This window comes from Pseudoalteromonas sp. 2CM41L (assembly GCF_023161905.1).
Lineage (GTDB): Bacteria > Pseudomonadota > Gammaproteobacteria > Enterobacterales > Alteromonadaceae > Pseudoalteromonas > Pseudoalteromonas atlantica.
Genome location: NZ_JALNTN010000008.1, coordinates 132328 through 151138 on the forward strand (window position 1 = coordinate 132328; position 18811 = coordinate 151138).

The 18811-nt window shown below is 40.6% G+C and carries 10 protein-coding genes; 2 read left to right on the plus strand and 8 right to left on the minus strand.

Annotated features, from left to right (window positions below):
- Positions 1–381: 381 nt before the first annotated feature.
- The 6 genes from MTF64_RS11675 to MTF64_RS11700 all read right to left on the minus strand — a co-directional run bounded on the left by MTF64_RS11675 (position 382) and on the right by MTF64_RS11700 (position 12497).
- Complete coding sequence (locus tag MTF64_RS11675) at positions 382–2796, minus strand: glycoside hydrolase family 15 protein (RefSeq protein WP_248451489.1); 2415 nt, start codon at positions 2794–2796, stop codon at positions 382–384.
- A gap of 9 nt (positions 2797–2805) precedes the next feature.
- Complete coding sequence (locus tag MTF64_RS11680; RefSeq protein ID WP_248451491.1) at positions 2806–4305, minus strand: MFS transporter; 1500 nt, start codon at positions 4303–4305, stop codon at positions 2806–2808.
- Complete coding sequence (locus tag MTF64_RS11685) at positions 4298–6157, minus strand: alpha-amylase family glycosyl hydrolase (protein ID WP_248451492.1); 1860 nt, start codon at positions 6155–6157, stop codon at positions 4298–4300. Before MTF64_RS11685 ends, MTF64_RS11680 begins: the two co-directional genes overlap by 8 nt.
- A gap of 88 nt (positions 6158–6245) precedes the next feature.
- The gene (locus MTF64_RS11690) at positions 6246–8102 is read right to left on the minus strand and encodes a glycoside hydrolase family 13 protein (protein ID WP_248451494.1); all 1857 of its coding nucleotides are present in this window, start codon (positions 8100–8102) and stop codon (positions 6246–6248) included.
- Entirely contained in the window at positions 8102–9595 is a 1494-nt protein-coding gene (locus tag MTF64_RS11695; RefSeq protein WP_248451496.1) for a tryptophan halogenase family protein, read from the minus strand. The genes MTF64_RS11690 and MTF64_RS11695 overlap by 1 nt, the downstream gene beginning before the upstream one ends.
- A gap of 115 nt (positions 9596–9710) precedes the next feature.
- Positions 9711–12497, minus strand: a complete 2787-nt coding sequence (locus MTF64_RS11700; protein WP_248451498.1) for a TonB-dependent receptor — start codon at positions 12495–12497, stop codon at positions 9711–9713.
- Between the two features lie 653 nt (positions 12498–13150).
- On the opposite strand from MTF64_RS11700, the gene MTF64_RS11705 reads away from it, so the two are divergent.
- Entirely contained in the window at positions 13151–14776 is a 1626-nt protein-coding gene (locus MTF64_RS11705) for an alpha-glucosidase (RefSeq protein ID WP_248451499.1), read from the plus strand.
- A 126-nt stretch (positions 14777–14902) separates the two neighbouring features.
- On the opposite strand, the gene MTF64_RS11710 is transcribed toward MTF64_RS11705, so the two are convergent.
- Entirely contained in the window at positions 14903–15454 is a 552-nt protein-coding gene (locus tag MTF64_RS11710; RefSeq protein ID WP_248451500.1) for a TIGR00645 family protein, read from the minus strand.
- A 235-nt stretch (positions 15455–15689) separates the two neighbouring features.
- On the opposite strand from MTF64_RS11710, the gene MTF64_RS11715 reads away from it, so the two are divergent.
- Complete coding sequence (locus MTF64_RS11715) at positions 15690–15932, plus strand: hypothetical protein (protein WP_004587793.1); 243 nt, start codon at positions 15690–15692, stop codon at positions 15930–15932.
- A gap of 118 nt (positions 15933–16050) precedes the next feature.
- On the opposite strand, the gene topA is transcribed toward MTF64_RS11715, so the two are convergent.
- Entirely contained in the window at positions 16051–18747 is a 2697-nt protein-coding gene (topA, locus tag MTF64_RS11720) for a type I DNA topoisomerase (RefSeq protein WP_248451501.1), read from the minus strand.
- Positions 18748–18811 lie beyond the last annotated feature (64 nt).

Genomic DNA, 18811 nt, shown 5'->3' on the forward strand with positions numbered 1-18811 from the left:
AACTAATAACATAATAAAAACAAATACGTCAATAATATGCGACACCTATCAAACATCAAAAAAAGAGGTTATTAAACAGCGATTTAACAATAGATTAAATTAAATTGCACATTGCGCAACGGTAGGTTTTTTTTGATTTTTTCAAAAAAGAAGCTTTAAATGTTAACTTAATGTTTTTTAAAAAACACCGTAAGTTAAAACCACATTATAATACTTTGAACAACGATATTTATTTAAAAAAGTTGTGTTTTAGTAATTAATCCAAACATTTCACCATAAACACTTTAATAGTTTCAGTAGCGGCCATAGTTGTAAAAAAGAATATAAAGAATATAAAAAAGCTCCAATTAAGGAGCTTTAATTTTAAATTTAATTTTAACTTTAATTTTTTAAAGCTTTCTCAACAACGGGATAATGATCCCAAACTTGTTTGTCGCTCAGTGAACGAACTAATTTAATATACTCGGCATGAGTCCATGCCAATGGTGTTGCTGAATTAGTCCCCTCGCCTAGCTCATAACCTGCTTTGTTAACCCCTACACCATCCCATACTTGCTCTGGTAACATAAGGCCGTTATTAGCAAATTGCTCTAAGCCTTTTACATAGCTGTTTTTAATTTGCGCTTGTTTAGCATCATCCAGAGCGTTGTTTGCATTAGCTGCTGCGATTTCGTAATGCCCGCGCTCACCGGTGAAAAATGGCCATACACGCCCACGTTGGCCTGGTGTATTACTACCACCCTCAGCATAGTTTGTGCCTTTAACTTCATCTTCACCGTAGCCATCATTGCCATAGCGGCGGTAGCCTGCAAAAGTGCCGCTGCCATCGTCAAAGCTAAAGCTGTATTTAACTTGTAGGTTATCTTCAAGCGTTTCGTCGTCATACTCAGGTAGTGTTTTAACGATGCTTTCATCATTTGCACCGCGTACACCATAGCGTACTAGCTCTAAAAACCCGCCATCTAAAATTTGCTTTTTATTAAACCCTTCGCGCCCATTATTAGCGTTAATTTTAGTGTTTGAGTTTGCATCGGTATCTTGGCCTATACGAATAAAGTATTCGCCATCGCTATTTTCGCCTTTTAAATTACCTTTAGTGGTAAACATTTGCGATTCAATATCGCTGCTGTATTTTTTAGCCGTGGCAAGGTAGCGCTGCGCGTTTTTATCATCACCACTAAGCGTTGCGATATCGCTTGCGGTAATAAGGCCTGCCACTATTGCCGCAGTTGTAGATGGCGAATAACCGCTTTGCTCTTCCCAGCGCTCTTGTTGTGTTGCCGGAGGTGTAATTTGTGTGTCGTTCCACAAAATTTTAGCAAGTCCCCCCTCGACTAAAAAATCTGCCGCTGGTTTTAACATTTTGCCGTACCAGTTTTTTAGCTCTTCATCGCTAAGTACGTTGGCTTTATGTAACTTCCATGCCAGCATGATAGGCATAGCGGTTTGATCAAGCTGTACGCCTACCCATTCTAACTCCCCATCGACGTGTGTTTTTTGTAAAAACCAGCCTGTATCGCCTTTATTACCTGGTGTTTTGCTGTTTACTTGCACTTTTTCAAGGTATTCAAACGCTGTTTTTGCTGTGGCAGTATCGCCAAGCGCCATAAATGCCATGGCTACTTGATAAAAATCGCGCACCCATACCGCTTTATAACCCGTAGAACCCTCTTTGGCTGAAACCGTTTCGCCCCATGGGTTAGATAAAGAAGCAATTAATGCCCCTGCGTGTGTTTTATCTTCTTGTGCTTTTAATACCATAGCACTGGTGTATAAAAGCTTACCGTTATCGGCTGTTTGTTCAACCATGGTATTAAGCGGTTTTAGGCTTTGTAGGTAATCTTCCCAGCCTAGCGCTTCACCTTTGCCGTTGTAGTGATCGAGCACCGCTTGATACCCTTTAGCTAAGCTTTTTTCGCCTTGCTTTATACTTTGCTGCTGCGTTTTACCAAAGCTCAGGGCTAAATCAAAAGTGGTATTTGCAGTTATCTCGCCAAGCTCTGCAAGCATGCTTACATTACCAGCAATTTCGCCGGTATTTGTGTATTGGGTATTTATAGATTGCGTAGTTTTAAGTGCATTAATGCCATCACTTTTTCCTGTAAACCCTACTGTTTTTGCTTTAAATGGTGATGCGGATTGAAGTGATAGATAGTTATCGTTTTCCCATGCTACTAGGCCTTGCTCTGCTGTTTTAGCAAAGTCACCTAAGCCGTTATTATTAATGTACGGATTAACAGACACATACGCTTTTAGCCCTTCAAGCTCAGTATTAAATACGCTGCGTACAAACAGGGTTTGCCCATCTGGGTCAGTAAAGATGTGTTTTTCTAGGCTAAAGCGGCCTTGTTTATCAGTGCTTGTTACTTTATAAGCCAGCGATAACGGGCGACCTTGTGCATCTTTATGTAAGTAATCAATGGTGACATTTAAATCATCCGCTTCACTAACGGTAAAATCTTTACCTGTTACTATAAATTGCATGTCTTTTATTTGTGCTTGGTGAATAAGCCCAAACATGGTTTCGGTGATCATCCCTTTAGCAATTGAAAACCATACTTTAGACACATCCCCCGTTGCAGCTGCATCAGTGTATTGGCCGTTTTGGTATTGCTCGTATGATGTACCAATACCTGTTTTACCCGCATAAGCCCAAAAAGGCTCTGCGCCTGGGGCGCCTGGTGCCGATGTAACCTGTGCTGCGGTACTTTCGTTAGTCGTGCTTGTGTTTTGAGCGCCGCAAGCCGTTAAACCTAACGTTAAAAGAGAGGCGGTTATAAGGTTATATTTTTTCATTGTGTGTCCTTAATGAGAATTTTTAACGCGCATTACTGCAACAGCAGCAACAACAAACGAAGCTGCACCAATTAATAATGCGTAAATAGGCTGATTAGAAAATACGTGGCGTAAAATAAGCCCTAAAACACTGGCGGCAAGTAACTGAGGTATAACTATAAAAAAGTTAAAAATCCCCATATAAACGCCCATTTTGTTACTCGGTAGTGCGTTACTTAACATGGCATACGGGAGTGATAAAATAGACGCCCACGCAAACCCTACTCCAATCATAGGTATAAGTAACATTTTAGGGTCTTGAATAAACATAAAGCTTGCAAGACCTAACGCGCCCAGCAATAAATTAAAGCAATGCGCGCCTTTTAATCCCATTTTTTTAACTAAAAACGGAATACACATAGCGGCAATTGCGGCAAATCCATTGTAGGCGGCAAATAAAATACCCACCCAATCTGCACCATCGTTAAATGCTTTAGAGGTTGCATCGCTACTACCATAATGAAAGCTTGTTACTGCAGCGGTGGTATAAATCCACATAGCAAATAAAGTAAACCAGCTAAAAAACTGCACCCAAGCAAGCTGCTTCATGGCCTCTGGCATAGTAAATACATCTTGTACTACTTGGTAAAAACCACCTTGGGTTTTATTCGCACTTTTAAGCGCCGCTGCAATCCACTGCACAATACCAAAGGCTAATAAACCACCAGCAAGTAGGTATAATTCTTTTTCAAGGGATAAGCCCATGACTAATGCAAGAGTTGCTAAACCCAGTACCACAAAAATAATGGCACCTTTATTAAAGTTAATATCAACCAATTTGCTTGTTGTAGGTTGAGCGCTTTGCTTTTCAAAAGCCGCTAATTGCTCAGGGCTATATTCTTTAGTACGTGCAACGGTCCAAAGCACGGCAACAAGTAACACCACCCCGCCCCAATAAAATGAGTATTTAACAGATTCAGGAATTTGCCCTGGGGCTGCGGTATTACTTACATCAAACCAGTTGGTCATCATCCATGGTAGCGCCGAGGCTAACACCGCACCAATACCAATAAAAAAGCTTTGTAAACCGTAACCTGTCGCGCGCTGTTTTTCTGGCAAGTTATCGCCAACAAGCGCTCTAAACGGTTCCATGGTTACGTTGATTGACGCATCCATGATCCATAACATACCTGCGGCAATCCAAAGCGTTGGTGAATGCGGCATAATAAATAGTGAAAGCGTTGTTAACACTGCGCCTATAAAAAAGAACGGACGACGACGACCAAAGCGACCCCAGGTTTTGTCACTCCAGTAACCAATAATTGGCTGTACAATTAAACCGGTAAGCGGGGCTGCAACCCATAAAATGGGAATATCATCAACTTGTGCGCCTAATGTTTGAAATATTCGGCTTACATTGCCGTTTTGCAGGGCAAAACCAAATTGTATGCCTAAAAAGCCAAAGCACATGTTCCATATTTGCCAAAAACTTAAATTTGGCTTATCGGTATTATTATTTTGATTATTCATTATTAGCCTTATTTGTTAATACTGCGCTGCTAAATGCATCAAGTGTGAGGTTAAATGTAGCGCCTTGCGGGTGAGCTTTAAGCTCGGTGGTGTGATTTTCAAGTAAATCATTTAATAGCGTATTCTCACTCATTGCACCTAATTGTGCCTTTGATAAATTAACCGTAACTGTTTGTGGCTGCTCGCTAAAGTTACTTAACACATAGACACTTTGCTGGCCTAAAGAGCGGGTAAAACCAACAACACGCTCACTTCCTAAAAGGTTAAGTGCCGACATTTCTCCGCCTACTACAGCAGGTAAACTATTAAGTGACATAACCGCTTTGTAGTATTCACGAAGTGCTATTTGCTCTGCGGTTAAGTTAGCGCCATCAAATTTTCCGTTATTCATCCATGCTTGGTGCGCTGGAACGCCAATGTAGTCAAAAATACTGGTACGTGTCGGCGCTCCAAACCCCGCGTTTTCAGAGCCATCTTCTCCCACATCTTGAGCAAAATATAAAAGTGTTGGCGCGCGGCTAATTAAATTAGAAACAACTAAAGCAGGTTTACCCCACTGGGCATTACCCGCAAAATCCGGGCTTGCGATTCGTTGCTCGTCGTGATTTTCTAAAAAATGCAGCATGTGTTGCTCTATATCGAGCACACTTTGATGCGCATCAAAAATACTATTGGCAGGTTGTTTAAGTTGCATTATCGCTTTTAAGGTATCGTAAAAGCCGACTTTATCGTAAAGGTAATCCATTTTACCTTGCTGAATATAGGCACGGTACATTAACGGGTTATATACTTCGGCCAATAAAAAGGCATCGCTTTTTTGCATTTTTATTGACGAATTTAAAAAGCTCCAAAATTCAACCGGTACCATTTCGGCCATGTCGTATCTAAAGCCATCAACGCCTTTGTCTAGCCAAAAAAGTGCAATGTCTCTAAATTTGTACCAGCTATCTGGTAGCTCTTTATCTTGCCAAAATGCATAATGAGCACGGTAATCCTTGTCTTTGTAATCGTTTGGCAGCTGAGCAAAATCGTAGCTCCCATCTGGCTTTACGCCATAATTTACTTTTACTGTTTCGTACCAATCGTTAATATCGGGTTTTGGTGCACGGGCACCGTTACCTGTCCATTTAGCAGGTGTTTCATCAAAAAAGCCATCCGCAAGTGGGTGAGCCTTTCCCCCTAACACGGTATAAGTTGTAGAGGTAGGCACTTGAAATGACTGCCCAGGCACGTAATAAAAGTTGTTATTTTTATCGTACGTTTTACTGGTGTCGTCTTGTGCGCCGAAATCCTCTACGCCTTTAGGCTTTCCAAGTGATTGATAATTACGGGCAACATGGTTAGGCACTATATCAATAATGACTTTCATACCGTGGCTATGTGTACGTTCAATAAGCTGGCTAAACTCTCCCATGCGGTTTGTTACATTAACGGCTAAATCAGGGTTAACATCGTAGTAATCTTTAATTGCGTACGGTGACCCTGCGCGGCCTTTTACTACATCGGGGTCATCTTGTGAAATGCCGTAGTCGGTATAATCGCCCACTAACGCGTGGTGTAATACACCGGTATACCAAACGTGCGTGGTACCTAGCTCTTTAATGCCTTTGAGGGCTGCGTCGTTAAAGTCGGCAAATTTACCTACGCCGTTTTGCTCTTTAGTTCCCCATGGCACATTGGCTGTTTCGGTATTACCAAACAAACGCGTAAATACTTGATATACAACCGGCTTGGTAAGCTCATTTTGCGTGTGGGCAGGTGCTTGCTGTTGTTCAGGTTTGTTATTTTCTGAACACCCTGTAGCAATAAGTGCACTACACAGTACTGCGGGTACATAAACTGATTTTTTCATTGTGTGTCTTTTTTGTCAGTATTGTTATTAACTTTATACTAAAGATTACTGCAGCAACCATACAGTTGCTGCATACGTATTCAGGTCACTATTGTGGCGTATTCATAACGAGTACCGTTGCGCTCATCGCTGGTAATTCAATGGTTTTGCCAAGCTTTTGTGTTTTTTGAGTAAATAAATTAAATGCTGTTGTGCTGTTAGGCATTACCTCTTGCATATACTCAATATTTTTTTGTAGCGTTTGTGTGTTTTTATTCATAAATACCAACACTGTTTGCTCATCGCTAATACGCGCATAACTATAAACCCCTTGTTGAGGCGTAAAATGTACAAGCTTTCCTTTATCTAATGCTGAGCTGTTTTTTCTAAAGTTAAGCAGCGTACTGATGGTGTTATGCATCTCTTTTTGCTGTTTTGTTAAGCCCTCTTTGGTAAAGGCATTACGAGTTTGCCCTTCAAACCCGCCGGGGAAGTCGATTCTAATATCACCATGGTCTTTACTTGGGGTGTTATCTAATAGTACTTCAGTACCGTAATACATTTGCGCTATGCCACGTGTGGTTAAAAACAAGGTCATCGCCATTTTTGTTTTGGCTACATCTTGGCCAAGCTCAGTGTAAACACGGCTCATATCGTGGTTATCGGCAAATACCATAATGTTATTTGTATCAGGGTATAAAAAGTCATTAGCTAACGATTCATATACTTTAACCCAACCCGTGTTCCAGCTTTCATCTTCATTTAGCGCTTGAATTACCGACTCTTGCAACGAAAAGTCCATAACGCTTGGTAAGCTTGATGTATAGCCATCTTGGTTATGCTTTCCACGTTGCCAGTAAGAGGCAATAGCAGGGTTAGACGTCCATTCCTCTCCAACAATATTAAAGTCTGGATACTCTTGCATTATGGCTTTTGTCCAATCACTCAAAAATGCTTTATCTGAATATGAGTAGGTATCAACACGTATGCCGCTTAAATCGGCGTACTCTATCCACCAAATCGCATTTTGAATTAAGTATTCACTTAACAGTGGTTGGCGCTGATTTAAATCAGGCATGGTTTCTACAAACCAGCCATCGTTAAACTGGCGCTTATCGTATTCACTGGCGTGTGGGTCTTGTATGGTTTGGCGCGCATGGCTGGTGGCATTTTTGCCATTGTTAAATTCACCATTAAAGTTAATCCAATCTTTAGTTGGCTTATCTTTAACCCAAGTATGCTCAGAGCCAAAATGGTTAAGAACCATATCCATTACTAGCCCTATACCCTGCTCTTTTGCTTTTACTGATAACGTTTTGTATAGCTGGTTTGAGCCCATGCGTGGGTCAACCTTATAAAAGTCTGTAATTGCATAACCATGATAAGAATAGTTGGGCATGTTGTTTTCAAGCACAGGCGTTAGCCAAAGCTGTGTTACGCCTAAGTCGTTTAAATAGGGAAGCGCGTTTATAACCCCCTGAATATCACCACCGTGGCGCCCACCTTTTATACTCGGGTTTGCCGCTTCTAACATGCTTGCGACAGTATCGTTTTGTTTATCACCATTAGCAAAGCGATCTGGGTTAATCAAATAAAGCGTATCAGCTGATGTAAACCCTTGACGCTGAGCGCTGTTTTTATCTCGCTCAAGAAGTGGAAACTCAAAGTTATTGCTCGTTTCGCTGCTATTAAACTCAAGCGTTCCGGCTTTAGCGGCGTCGGTAATGGTAATATTTAAAAATACATAATTTGGATTATCGGTACGGGTTAGTTTATTTAACTTAACGCCGTTGTATTTAGCTAATTTAATTTGCTCGTTTGCAATGTTTTGCTCATGAACCATGATGGTAATCGTGTTTTTGTTCATGCCAACCCACCAATTAGCTGGCTCAACGTCAAGTGCGTAGCTAATGGTTGGTAAAGTACAGGCACTTACAAGTAAAAGTTTTTTTAAAAGTTGCATCATCAGGCCTTTTTAATTTTTGCTAAAAAATCTTTATGAGTGGGTAATTGATCTACCGTTGAGGTAATAAGCGTTTTTAGTGTTGAGAATAAATCGTTTAGTTGTTCACTACTGAGTGAGTCAACAATGCTGTTGTAATCTTCGGGGATAAGCCCTTGGCCAATAAACACCTGTTGCCAGGCAACTTCGGCAAATAATTCGTCGTTTTCGCGAACTACTTTGCCGGTTTGCTTAAATAATTTGAGCTTATGGGCCAATGAGTCAGGAATGTCCATTTGCTTACATTGTCGCCAAAATGGGGAGTCTTCTCGCGCTGTTAGTGTGTAATGCAATATTATAAAATCACGAATGTGCTCTATTTCTATCACGCTTTGCTTATTAAATTCAGTAACTAAAGCTTCGCTTATGCCATTGTGTGGAAACAGCTTTATTAAACGGGTTACGGCACTTTGTATTAAATGAATACTGGTAGACTCTAGCGGCTCTAAAAAGCCACTGGCAAGGCCAACCGATACCACATTTTTATGCCATTGTTTTAACCGCCGTCCTGTTTTAAATTTAATCACCCGCGGCTCAGTCATTGGCTCAGCGGGTAAATTATTTAATAATAACTGCGTTGCCGCATCGTCAGATAAATAACGACTACAGTACACCAAGCCATTTCCTATTCGGCTTTGCAGCGGTATTTGCCACTGCCAGCCTGCGCTGTGTGCAATTGAACGCGTATAAGGTTTTAGCTCGCTAGTACCTTGAGACTGCACCGCTACGGCGCTATCACACGGTAAATAATGAGACCAATCGACAAAACCTGTGTTAAGGGTTTGCTCTATGAGTAAGGCGCGCTGGCCTGTAGCGTCTATAAAAAGGTCGCCATTTATCTGCTGTGTGTTACCAAGGGTTAATGATTTTATATTCCCTGATAGAGGGCATTGTTCAACCTGCTCTATTTTGGCATCAATATGCTCAACACCGCGTGATGTTGCGAGCTTTTTTAAAAACTCAGCATATAACGTTGCGTCAAAGTGATACGCATAACTCAAGCCAGGCAATTGTGTATTAGGTAGGGTATTTAAGGGTGCAAATTTATGCTGTTTAGCCGCTTGGTAGTTAAGAGAAAAGTCCCATAAGCTTTCTTCTGCACCGCTAATATGTCCTTTTACCCAAAAATTGTAAAAATCGCAAAAGGGGAAGTCTTTTCCAAATGAGCCAAAAGCATGCATGTAGCTATGAGAGGGGGTTTTCCAATTTTCGAACTCAATTCCTAGTTTTATAGATGCATTTGTAGCGTTTATAAAATCTTGCTCGTTTATACCCAGTGCATTGTTAAGTTGAATAATAGGCGGAATTGTTGCTTCACCCACGCCTATAGTGCCAATAGTACTTGACTCAATAAGGGTTATTTTAATTACTTTACCTAACACTTTATTAAGCAAGGCGGCTGTTATCCACCCTGCCGTGCCCCCGCCTGCGATTACGACGTGTTTTATTGGTTTCATATTATTGTCCACGTTTACAGTTTAAAGCTTTGTTAAGTTTGATAAAATTTAGATAAAGTAGCTATAAAAAAGCCCTTGTAAAACAAATTACAAGGGCTCCTACACACAACCTTTATTATAGCTTGTAGCTAAAGCCTAACAAGTAAGTACGTCCGTAATCTTGGTAGTCACGAACTTGTAGCGCGTTATCGCCAGAAAGCGATGTAAACGGCTCTTCTGTTAAGTTTTGAACTTGGAACTGAATTGATAACCCTTCAAGGCTTTCAACACCGGCCTCACTAAAGTCGTAGCCAGCTTGAATGTCCCAAATTGTTTCGCCTAGGATATCCACTTGCTCGGTATCAAAACCTAGCCCGTATACATCACCTTTAAAGGCACTACGTTTACGCATGCTGGTACGCAGTTGAATACCATTCATTTCGTAGTAAACCGTTAAGCTCTGAATTTTGTCAGACAGACCCGGTAGCTCGTACTCATTACCGTTTTGATCTTCAATGTCTGATTCAATACCGGTATGGCTTGCAATTAAACCAAAACCTTCAAGTGATGGGTGGAAAATTTTAAATGGCAATGCGAGAGATAGCTCGTAACCGTATAGGTCGCCGCCACCGCCATTTACTTTACCACTGCCAGTACCTTCAGAAGTAGCTGGTATTTCACCTGTTGATGGGTCAGCAACGCCCGACATATCAATTTCGTATGTGCCGTCAAAAATCCACTGGGTTAAGTCTTTATAGAAAAACGCAGCAGAGAAGTAACCTTCATCGCTAAAGTAGTTTTCGTACGTTAAATCGTAACCAGTTGCTTCTTTAGGCTCTAGGTTAGGGTTACCACCCGATACAGACCAAAAGTTACCGTTTTCATCAGGCGTTGTGTTGTATGATGCATCAATAGATGAGTTCATCTCGTCCAAACGGGCGCGTGAGATTGTTTTAGCTGCACCAAAACGTACTGTTTGCTGCTCATCAATCGCAAGTGATAAGTTCAAACTTGGTAAAACGTGTGAATAATCGTGGCTAATATTGGTAGGTGATGCCACAACAATGCCATCTACAGTACTAAATGCATTACCTTGCGATGACTGATCAGTGTGAACGTAACGTACACCGATATTACCCGTTAACGCTAAGCCGCTTACTTCGGCATTAATATTAGCTTGTGCAAATGCAGAGGTAATTTCTTCTTTTACGGTCCACGATTTAGTTAAGTGGCTCGTATTTGTTAAGCTTTCATCTAGTAAGTCGTAGTAGCCGTCATTAACAAGACCATTTACATCGTAGGCAATCATATCGCCCATGCCAATAAAGTCTAAATCAACGCTGCCCATTCGATACTGCTCTGGCACGGTAACTAAACCCGGGTTATCAAGTGAAAACCCAGATAACGTCATAAAGAAGCCCTGCGAATCTTTGGTTTTTTCGCGCTCTTTATAAGACATACCAAATTCAATTGAGCTAAAGTACTCGTTTTCTAATACTTTAGATGCCGCTAGTTTTAACGTAGATAACTCATCTTCAATTGTAGGTGCATTAATGAAACCATCTTGCGCTTGGTTTTCATACTCGGTGCCCGTTAAGCCATATTTATCATTTAAAGCAGAGCTTGCACCCCATGATAAAGGACCACCTAATTGCATTAAGCTGTAATCGCTGTAATCTAAATCGTGAGTAAACGTAGCACCTGTATTACCACCGTTAAATGTGTAACCTAGGTTATCTGCAACACCGCGAGCATCGCCTCGGCCTGTTCCAGAGTAACTCTCAAGGCTCCAAATTTTACGGTCTACTTGAGAGTAACTTGCGTCAAACTCTACTGACCACGAGTCATCAATATCGTATTTAGTGTTAAAGCCAAACGCGGTTAGTTCTGCTTCACGCTCTTCGTAGTCGTTACGAACAACCACACGTTGGCCATTTGTTACCGCACTGGTAATAAAGCCACTTGCGTCATCTACAGCTACGCTTGCAGGGTCAATCGAACCTTGACCCCATGCGAATGGGATTTCGATACCACGTAAGATTTTTTCATCTGTAAAATCAACATATAACGCATCAAACGTTATGTTTAATTTGTCTGTAGGCGCGGCCTCTAGTACGAGCATCGCTGAGTCACGTTCAAGGGTTGATGAACGTACAAATGGTTTTGCACCCCCTAATATAGAGTACGTTTGACCATCATCAGCAGTAAATTCAGGGTAACCCCAAGAGTTCCAACGTTTTTCTTGATTTGGAGAGCTCATGGTATTTAGTGCAAACGCAACACCTATGGTGTCATCTGCAAATTGATCAATGTATGAAATAGTACCGCGGTAACCATCGTCGTTACCGTCTGGGTTTAGTTTATCAAAGCTAGTTTGCTCGTACTGGCCATTAACTTGAAATACACGCTCGCCTTTACTTAAAGGACGTACGGTTTGCATGTTAATAACACCGGCAATACCTTCTGCTTCAATACTTGCATTAGGTGTTTTATAAACGGTAACGCCGCTCATAATTTCTGATGGGTAAAGGTCAAACTCTACGCCGCGGTTATCGCCAATAGATACTTGCTCGCGGCCATTAAATGTAGTGCCACTTTCGTTTTCACCAAAACCACGAATTGATACTCTACTTGCGCGACCATCTAGGCGCTGCGCCGTTAAACCTGGTAAGCGTGCAATAGACTCAGCAATAGATGAATCAGGAAGTTTACCTATATCTTCAGCTGAAATTGACTCAACGACTTGAGTAGAAAAACGCTTTGTGTTGATTGATTCTACAACACTGCCACGAAAGCCTTTTACTTCGATAACCTCAACGTCATCATTTTTAACTGTATCTTCTTGTGCTGCTACAGAGGCAAAGCTTGCTAATCCTGCAGTAGCCATTGCCAACGTTAATATACTTGGTTTGAACATAGACATGATGTTTTTCCCGTTACCCATATTGTGATACTCGCTTCTTTATTTGAGTGATAGTCAAACAGGCGAGCTAATTTTGTTGTCAGCATCAATATTAACGCTCGAATTATTTTATTAACAACTTTATGCATACGTATTCAGTACTATGTAAAAGGCTAAAAGTTAACAATGAGTTCACAAATAAAACTTTAACCCACTGTTTTAAATGGTTTTATATTGGTGCAACTTAGTGATTTATTATCATTATAAAAATACATCAATTATTTAACTGAAATCCCTTTGTCATCGTTTGTAAATAGCGTTAATTAAAGGTTTTTTATAAATTTACACGCATATCTTTTGTAAAGATTATCAGATTAAATTGGTCTGACCAAAGAATGAAATCACCAAAGCTGTGCAGCCCTTTAAAAATAAGCACCAAAATAGCCAGTTGTTTTAGTTACACATAAATAAACACGATTGGTAAAAGTGCTGCAGCGGTTTTTATGGGTAACTTTCCGCTTAGCTAAAACCGCTTTTATGTAAGTAAATTAGCTGCATACGTATGCAGACTTTTTACAGAGCAGCACCCTTCACGTATGCTTTTTGAAAATTTAGTGATTGTTTCAATCAAACTAATAACAATATAAATACTGTGTGGAACGACGGAGAAAAGCATGGCCCAACAGCAGTGGTATAAAGGTGCGGTTATTTATCAGGTTTACCCGCGAAGCTTTCAAGACAGCAATAACGATGGTATTGGTGATCTTAAAGGGATAATTAATCGCATTGATTACATTAAAAGCTTAGGCGTTGACGCTATTTGGATTTCTCCTTTTTTCAAATCTCCAATGAAAGATTTTGGCTACGACATAAGTGACTATCGCGATATAGACCCCATATTTGGTGACCTAAACGACTTTGATGAGTTAATAGATCAAGCACATAAACGCGACATTAAAATTATTATTGACCAAGTGTTAAGCCATACATCAGATCAACATCAATGGTTTTTAGATAGCCGCGAAAACCAAAACAATGATAAAGCTGACTGGTACGTATGGGCAGATGCTAAAGAAGATGGCACAGCGCCTAATAACTGGTTATCTATTTTTGGTGGCGGTGCTTGGCAATGGGAGCCTCGTCGCGGTCAATACTATTTACATAACTTTTTAACCGAACAGCCTGATTTAAACTTTCATAACCCAGATGTAAGAAAAGCTGTTTTAGAAAATGTAGAGTTTTGGCTTAAAAAAGGTGTAGATGGTTTTAGATTAGACGCTATTAACTTTTGCTACCACGATGCACAATTACGTGACAATCCTGCAAAGCCTAAAGATAAACGCCAAGGCCGTGGCTTTAGTGAAGATAACCCATATGCTTTTCAGTACCATTATTATAATAACACCCAACCAGAAAACATTGAGTTTATGCAAGACATACGTGCACTACTTAATAAATACCCGGGTACTGTATCACTTGGTGAAATTTCATCGGAAGATTCATTGGCAACAATGGCAGAATATACCCAAGGCGGTGATAAGCTGCATATGGGCTATAGTTTTGAGCTACTCACTGATGATTATTCAAGTGAATACATAAGAGAAACCGTACAGACTCTTGAGCAACGCATGACTGAAGGTTGGCCGTGCTGGGCGTTTAGCAACCACGATGTAGAGCGTGTTGCGAGCCGCTGGAGCCAAAATGGTGAAATAAACCCAGCACAATGCAAAATGCTTACAGCCCTACTTGCTTCATTACGTGGTAGCGTATGTATGTACCAAGGTGAAGAGCTGGGGCTAGGTGAAGCCTCTGTAGCATTTGAAGACCTACAAGACCCATACGGCATTACCTTTTGGCCAAACTTTAAAGGTCGCGACGGCTGTAGAACGCCAATGCCATGGGAAGGTAACAACACACAAAACGCAGGATTTAGTGCTGCTAAACCCTGGTTACCGGTTGATAGCGCGCATACGCAGCAGGCTGTGTCTGTACAAGATAAAGATGCAAACTCTATACTTAATGCCTACCGTGAGTTTATGGCATGGCGTAAACAGCATACTGTGTTATTAGCAGGCGATATTAATTTTATTGATACTGCTGAGCCTATCCTCGCTTTTTACAGAACGCTAAACGAGCAAACTATGTTATGTGTGTTTAACTTAGCTGATACCAATCAAACATTTGAGTTGACTAAAACAGTGACTGAGGCGCATGACTCACTATCTCATTGTAATGCTAGTTTAGATGGTAACAAGCTAAACATGAGTGGTTTTGGCTGTTACTTTGCTTTTGTAAAATGAGAATGCCCTGACGTATGATGCTCAAAAGCCCGATTTTATCGGGCTTTTTTGTGCGCTCAAATAGTGGGACTGCTATAGCCGGTTTTAAGACGAAATACAGGCCACCAAACCACTAACTTAACCTTTCTAATGTGATTGTGTTTTACTATTTAAATAATCAGTGAGCGCAAATAACACGCCAGAGCTTACAAAGGTGACATGGATAATCACTTTCCAAAATAGCTCCTCACTTGAATGAATATTAGAATTAATAAATACCTTTAAAAGCTCAACCGCAGATATAGCAACAATTGCGCTAATAAGCTTCATTTTTAAGCCTGAGAAACCTACTTTTCCCATCCATGACGGCCTATCTTCGTGGCCCTCAATATTAAGCTTTGAAACAAAGTTCTCATAACCACTAAAAATAATAATAAGTAATAAACCAGCCAGTAAAGCGGTATCAACGAGGGTAAGTATGCCCACTAATAACTCTTGGTTTGTTGCACTAAAAGTGGCAATACCCATTAAATAAAGTTGCTTAAAAAACTTTATTAATAGCAATATTACAGCAAATAGTAGGCCTACAAAAAACGGGGCTAATAACCAGCGCCCTTTAAATATAAACGACTCTAAGCCCTGCTCTACTTTGTGTATTTTACGAGGCGTACTGGTTGGTATTGATTGGTGTTCTGACATTAACTTATCTTTTTATAAAAAAGCGACCTTAGCTTATAATTTATTACAACACAATTACTTATATAATTATTTAAGCGTAATTTACTCATCTTGACGATAAAAATTTTTCGTTATCTTTTATTTTAATTTCGATTAAAAATCACTACACCAACAGAGTTGTTCTGCATTGGGCACTATTTAAATACAGCTTTAAAATGTATTTAAATCGTAAAACCATTTATTTAGGAATCAACAAATGAATAAAGCATTGCTAGCATTAATAGTTGCACCACTTTTTGCTGTATCTGCAACGGTTGCAATCGCAGACGATGCACCAGTAGCTTCTGCACAAACAATTAAAGAATACACAGATATGTGTGTAAATTGGGCTAAAGATGATGATGTAAGTAACGACGATCTATTTGGCTATGTTCTTCAATGCGTTAATGATGAATTAGAGTCTGAAGGCTACAAAAAAGTATCTACTGTACAAATCTAAACAATAAAAAATATGCGGCTAATAAAGCCATTGCGACGCATATAATCATAAAAAACCGGAATGACACAGGCTGTGTATTCCGGTTTTTGTTTGTCTTAGGCTAAATAAATTTTAACGTTTATTCAGCTTCTTTTTTTGCTTTAGGTTTAGCTGGCGATTTTTTTGCAGCCGCTTTCTTTTTAGGCGCTGCTTTTTTCTTCGCTTCTTCTACCCATTTACCCGCTTCGTAGTGAGCAGTCCAGCCTGTGGCTTTTCCGTCAACTTCAGTCATCACGTATTGCGCTTTATTTTTACGGCTATAACGTACTACGGCTAAATTGCCATCAGGATCTTTTTCTGGCGCATCAGCTAAGTAATAAAACTTAGGTGAAATACGCTCTCTAAAACGCTTTAGCTCAGCCACTTTAGGCGCTCGCGTCTCGCGTGACTTAGGGAAGGTGTTAGCCGCCAAGAAAATACCTGCAGCCCCGTCACGTAAAACAAAATAAGCTTCTGACTTTTCACATTCAAGTTCAGGTATGTGCACAGGATCTTCTTTTGGTGGCGCAGCTTCGCCGTTTTTAAGTAACTTACGCGTATTTTTACACTCTTCGTTGTTACAGCCAAAATACTTACCAAAACGGCCCGATTTAAGCTCCATGTCTGAGCCACATTTATCACATTCGATAATAGGCCCATCGTATCCTTTAATTTTAAAGGTACCTTGCTCAACGATATACCCTTCACATGCAGGGTTATTACCACAAACATGTAATTTACGGGTTTCGTCTATTAGGTAAGAGTCCATAGCCGTTTCACAGATTGGACAGCGCTTCATTTGCATTAATGTTTCAGTTTCAATGTCTTCAACATCTGCCGCAACCGCTTCATCCCCTGATACTAGGTTCATAGTGGTTGTACAACGCTCTTTAGGCGGTAAGTTATAACCTGTACACCCTAAAAACACCCCTGTAGATGCCGTGCGAATACCCATTTTTCTGCCACACGTAGGGCAGTCAATGTCGGTTTCGACCATTTGATTAAGGCGCATTCCGCCTTGCTCTGGCTCATCTTTGGCTATGTTTAATTGCGTAGAAAAATCAGCATAAAACTTATCAAGCACTTGGGTCCATTCACGCTCGCCTTCGGCGATATCATCTAAACGACCTTCCATTTTTGCGGTAAAATCAAAGTTCATTAAATCAGTGAAGTTTTCAACCAAACGGTCGGTAACAATTTCGCCCATTTTTTCAGCGAAGAAACGACGGTTTTCTACCCGTACATAACCACGGTCTTGAATTGTTGAAATAATTGATGCGTACGTAGATGGACGACCAATACCACGTTTCTCAAGCTCTTTTACTAAACTTGCTTCACTAAAGCGCGCTGGCGGTTTAGTAAAGTGCTGCTTAGGGTCAAGCTCAATTAAACTAAGTACTTCGCCTTCTTTTACTGCTGGCAGAGATTGATCTTCTTCATTCTTTTTGCGTACCGCAGGTTGCACTTTTGTCCAACCATCAAAGCGAAGTACTCGCCCTTTTGCTTTTAATTGAAACTCATCAGCGGCCACAGTAAGTGTTGTTAAGTCGTACTCTGCAGGCACCATTTGACAGGCAACAAACTGACGCCAAATTAATTCGTACAGTTTTTTGGCATCGGCATCAACACCTTCAACATGCCCAGAAAGTACAGTGACACTTGAAGGACGGATCGCTTCGTGCGCTTCTTGTGCATTGCCTTTAGAGCTGTAGCTAATTGGGTCTTTAGGTAAGTACTTTGCGCCAAACTCTTGCGTTACATAATCACGACACATTTCAACTGCATCTTTTGACAGATTAGTTGAATCGGTACGCATATAAGTAATGTAACCGCCTTCGTAGAGGCGCTGTGCAAGCATCATTGTTTTTTTAACGCCATAGCCTAAACGTGTACTGGCGGCTTGTTGCATGGTTGAAGTAATAAAAGGCGCACTTGGGCGGCTTTTGCTGGGTTTTTCTTCAACACTTATTACTTTATATTCGGCTGTCTCAAGGCTTTTAACTGCGGCTGTAGCCTGAGCCTCATTTACCGGCTTAAATGGCTTATCTGCTTGTTTGGTGACTTCTAAGCGTAATTGTGACTCAGTATTTTTAACATCGGCGTGTATATCCCAAAACTCTTCAGGTATAAACGCTTTAATTTCACGTTCGCGCTCTACTAATAAACGTACCGCAACCGATTGCACACGCCCAGCAGAAAGCCCGCGCGCTACTTTAGCCCATAATAACGGCGATACCATAAAGCCAACTACACGGTCTAAAAAGCGGCGTGTTTGTTGTGCATATACCATGTCGGTATTTAGTTCACCAGGTGTTTCAAACGCTTGTTGAATCGCATTTTTTGTAATTTCGTTAAATACAACGCGTTTATATTTTTCAGGCTCACCACCAATAATTTCTTGAAGGTGCCAAGCAATTGCTTCCCCTTCTCTATCCAAATCCGTTGCGAGATAAACTTGGTCTGCATTTTCGGCCAGCTTTTTTAACTCTTGAACTACTTTCTCTTTACCTGGCAAAATTTCGTAATGTGGCTCCCACCCTTTTTCAGGATCAATACCCATACGTGCAACTAAGTTAGTGTAATCTCGTTGCTGTTTATACGCTGCCTTTTCTTCAGGCTCCATTTTACGAACTTCAGCTGGCGTTTTAGTCGCCGGTACTTTAGCTTTGTTCGAACCTGAAGTAGGTAAATCACGCACATGTCCAATACTGGACTTTACGATGAAGTCTTTACCTAAGTATTTATTAATTGTTTTAGCCTTAGCAGGTGACTCTACAATTACTAGCGATTTGCCCATAGTTGCCTATTTCTAACCAAATATTTAAATGTGTTTTGCCGACATAAACGGCGCGAATATTTAT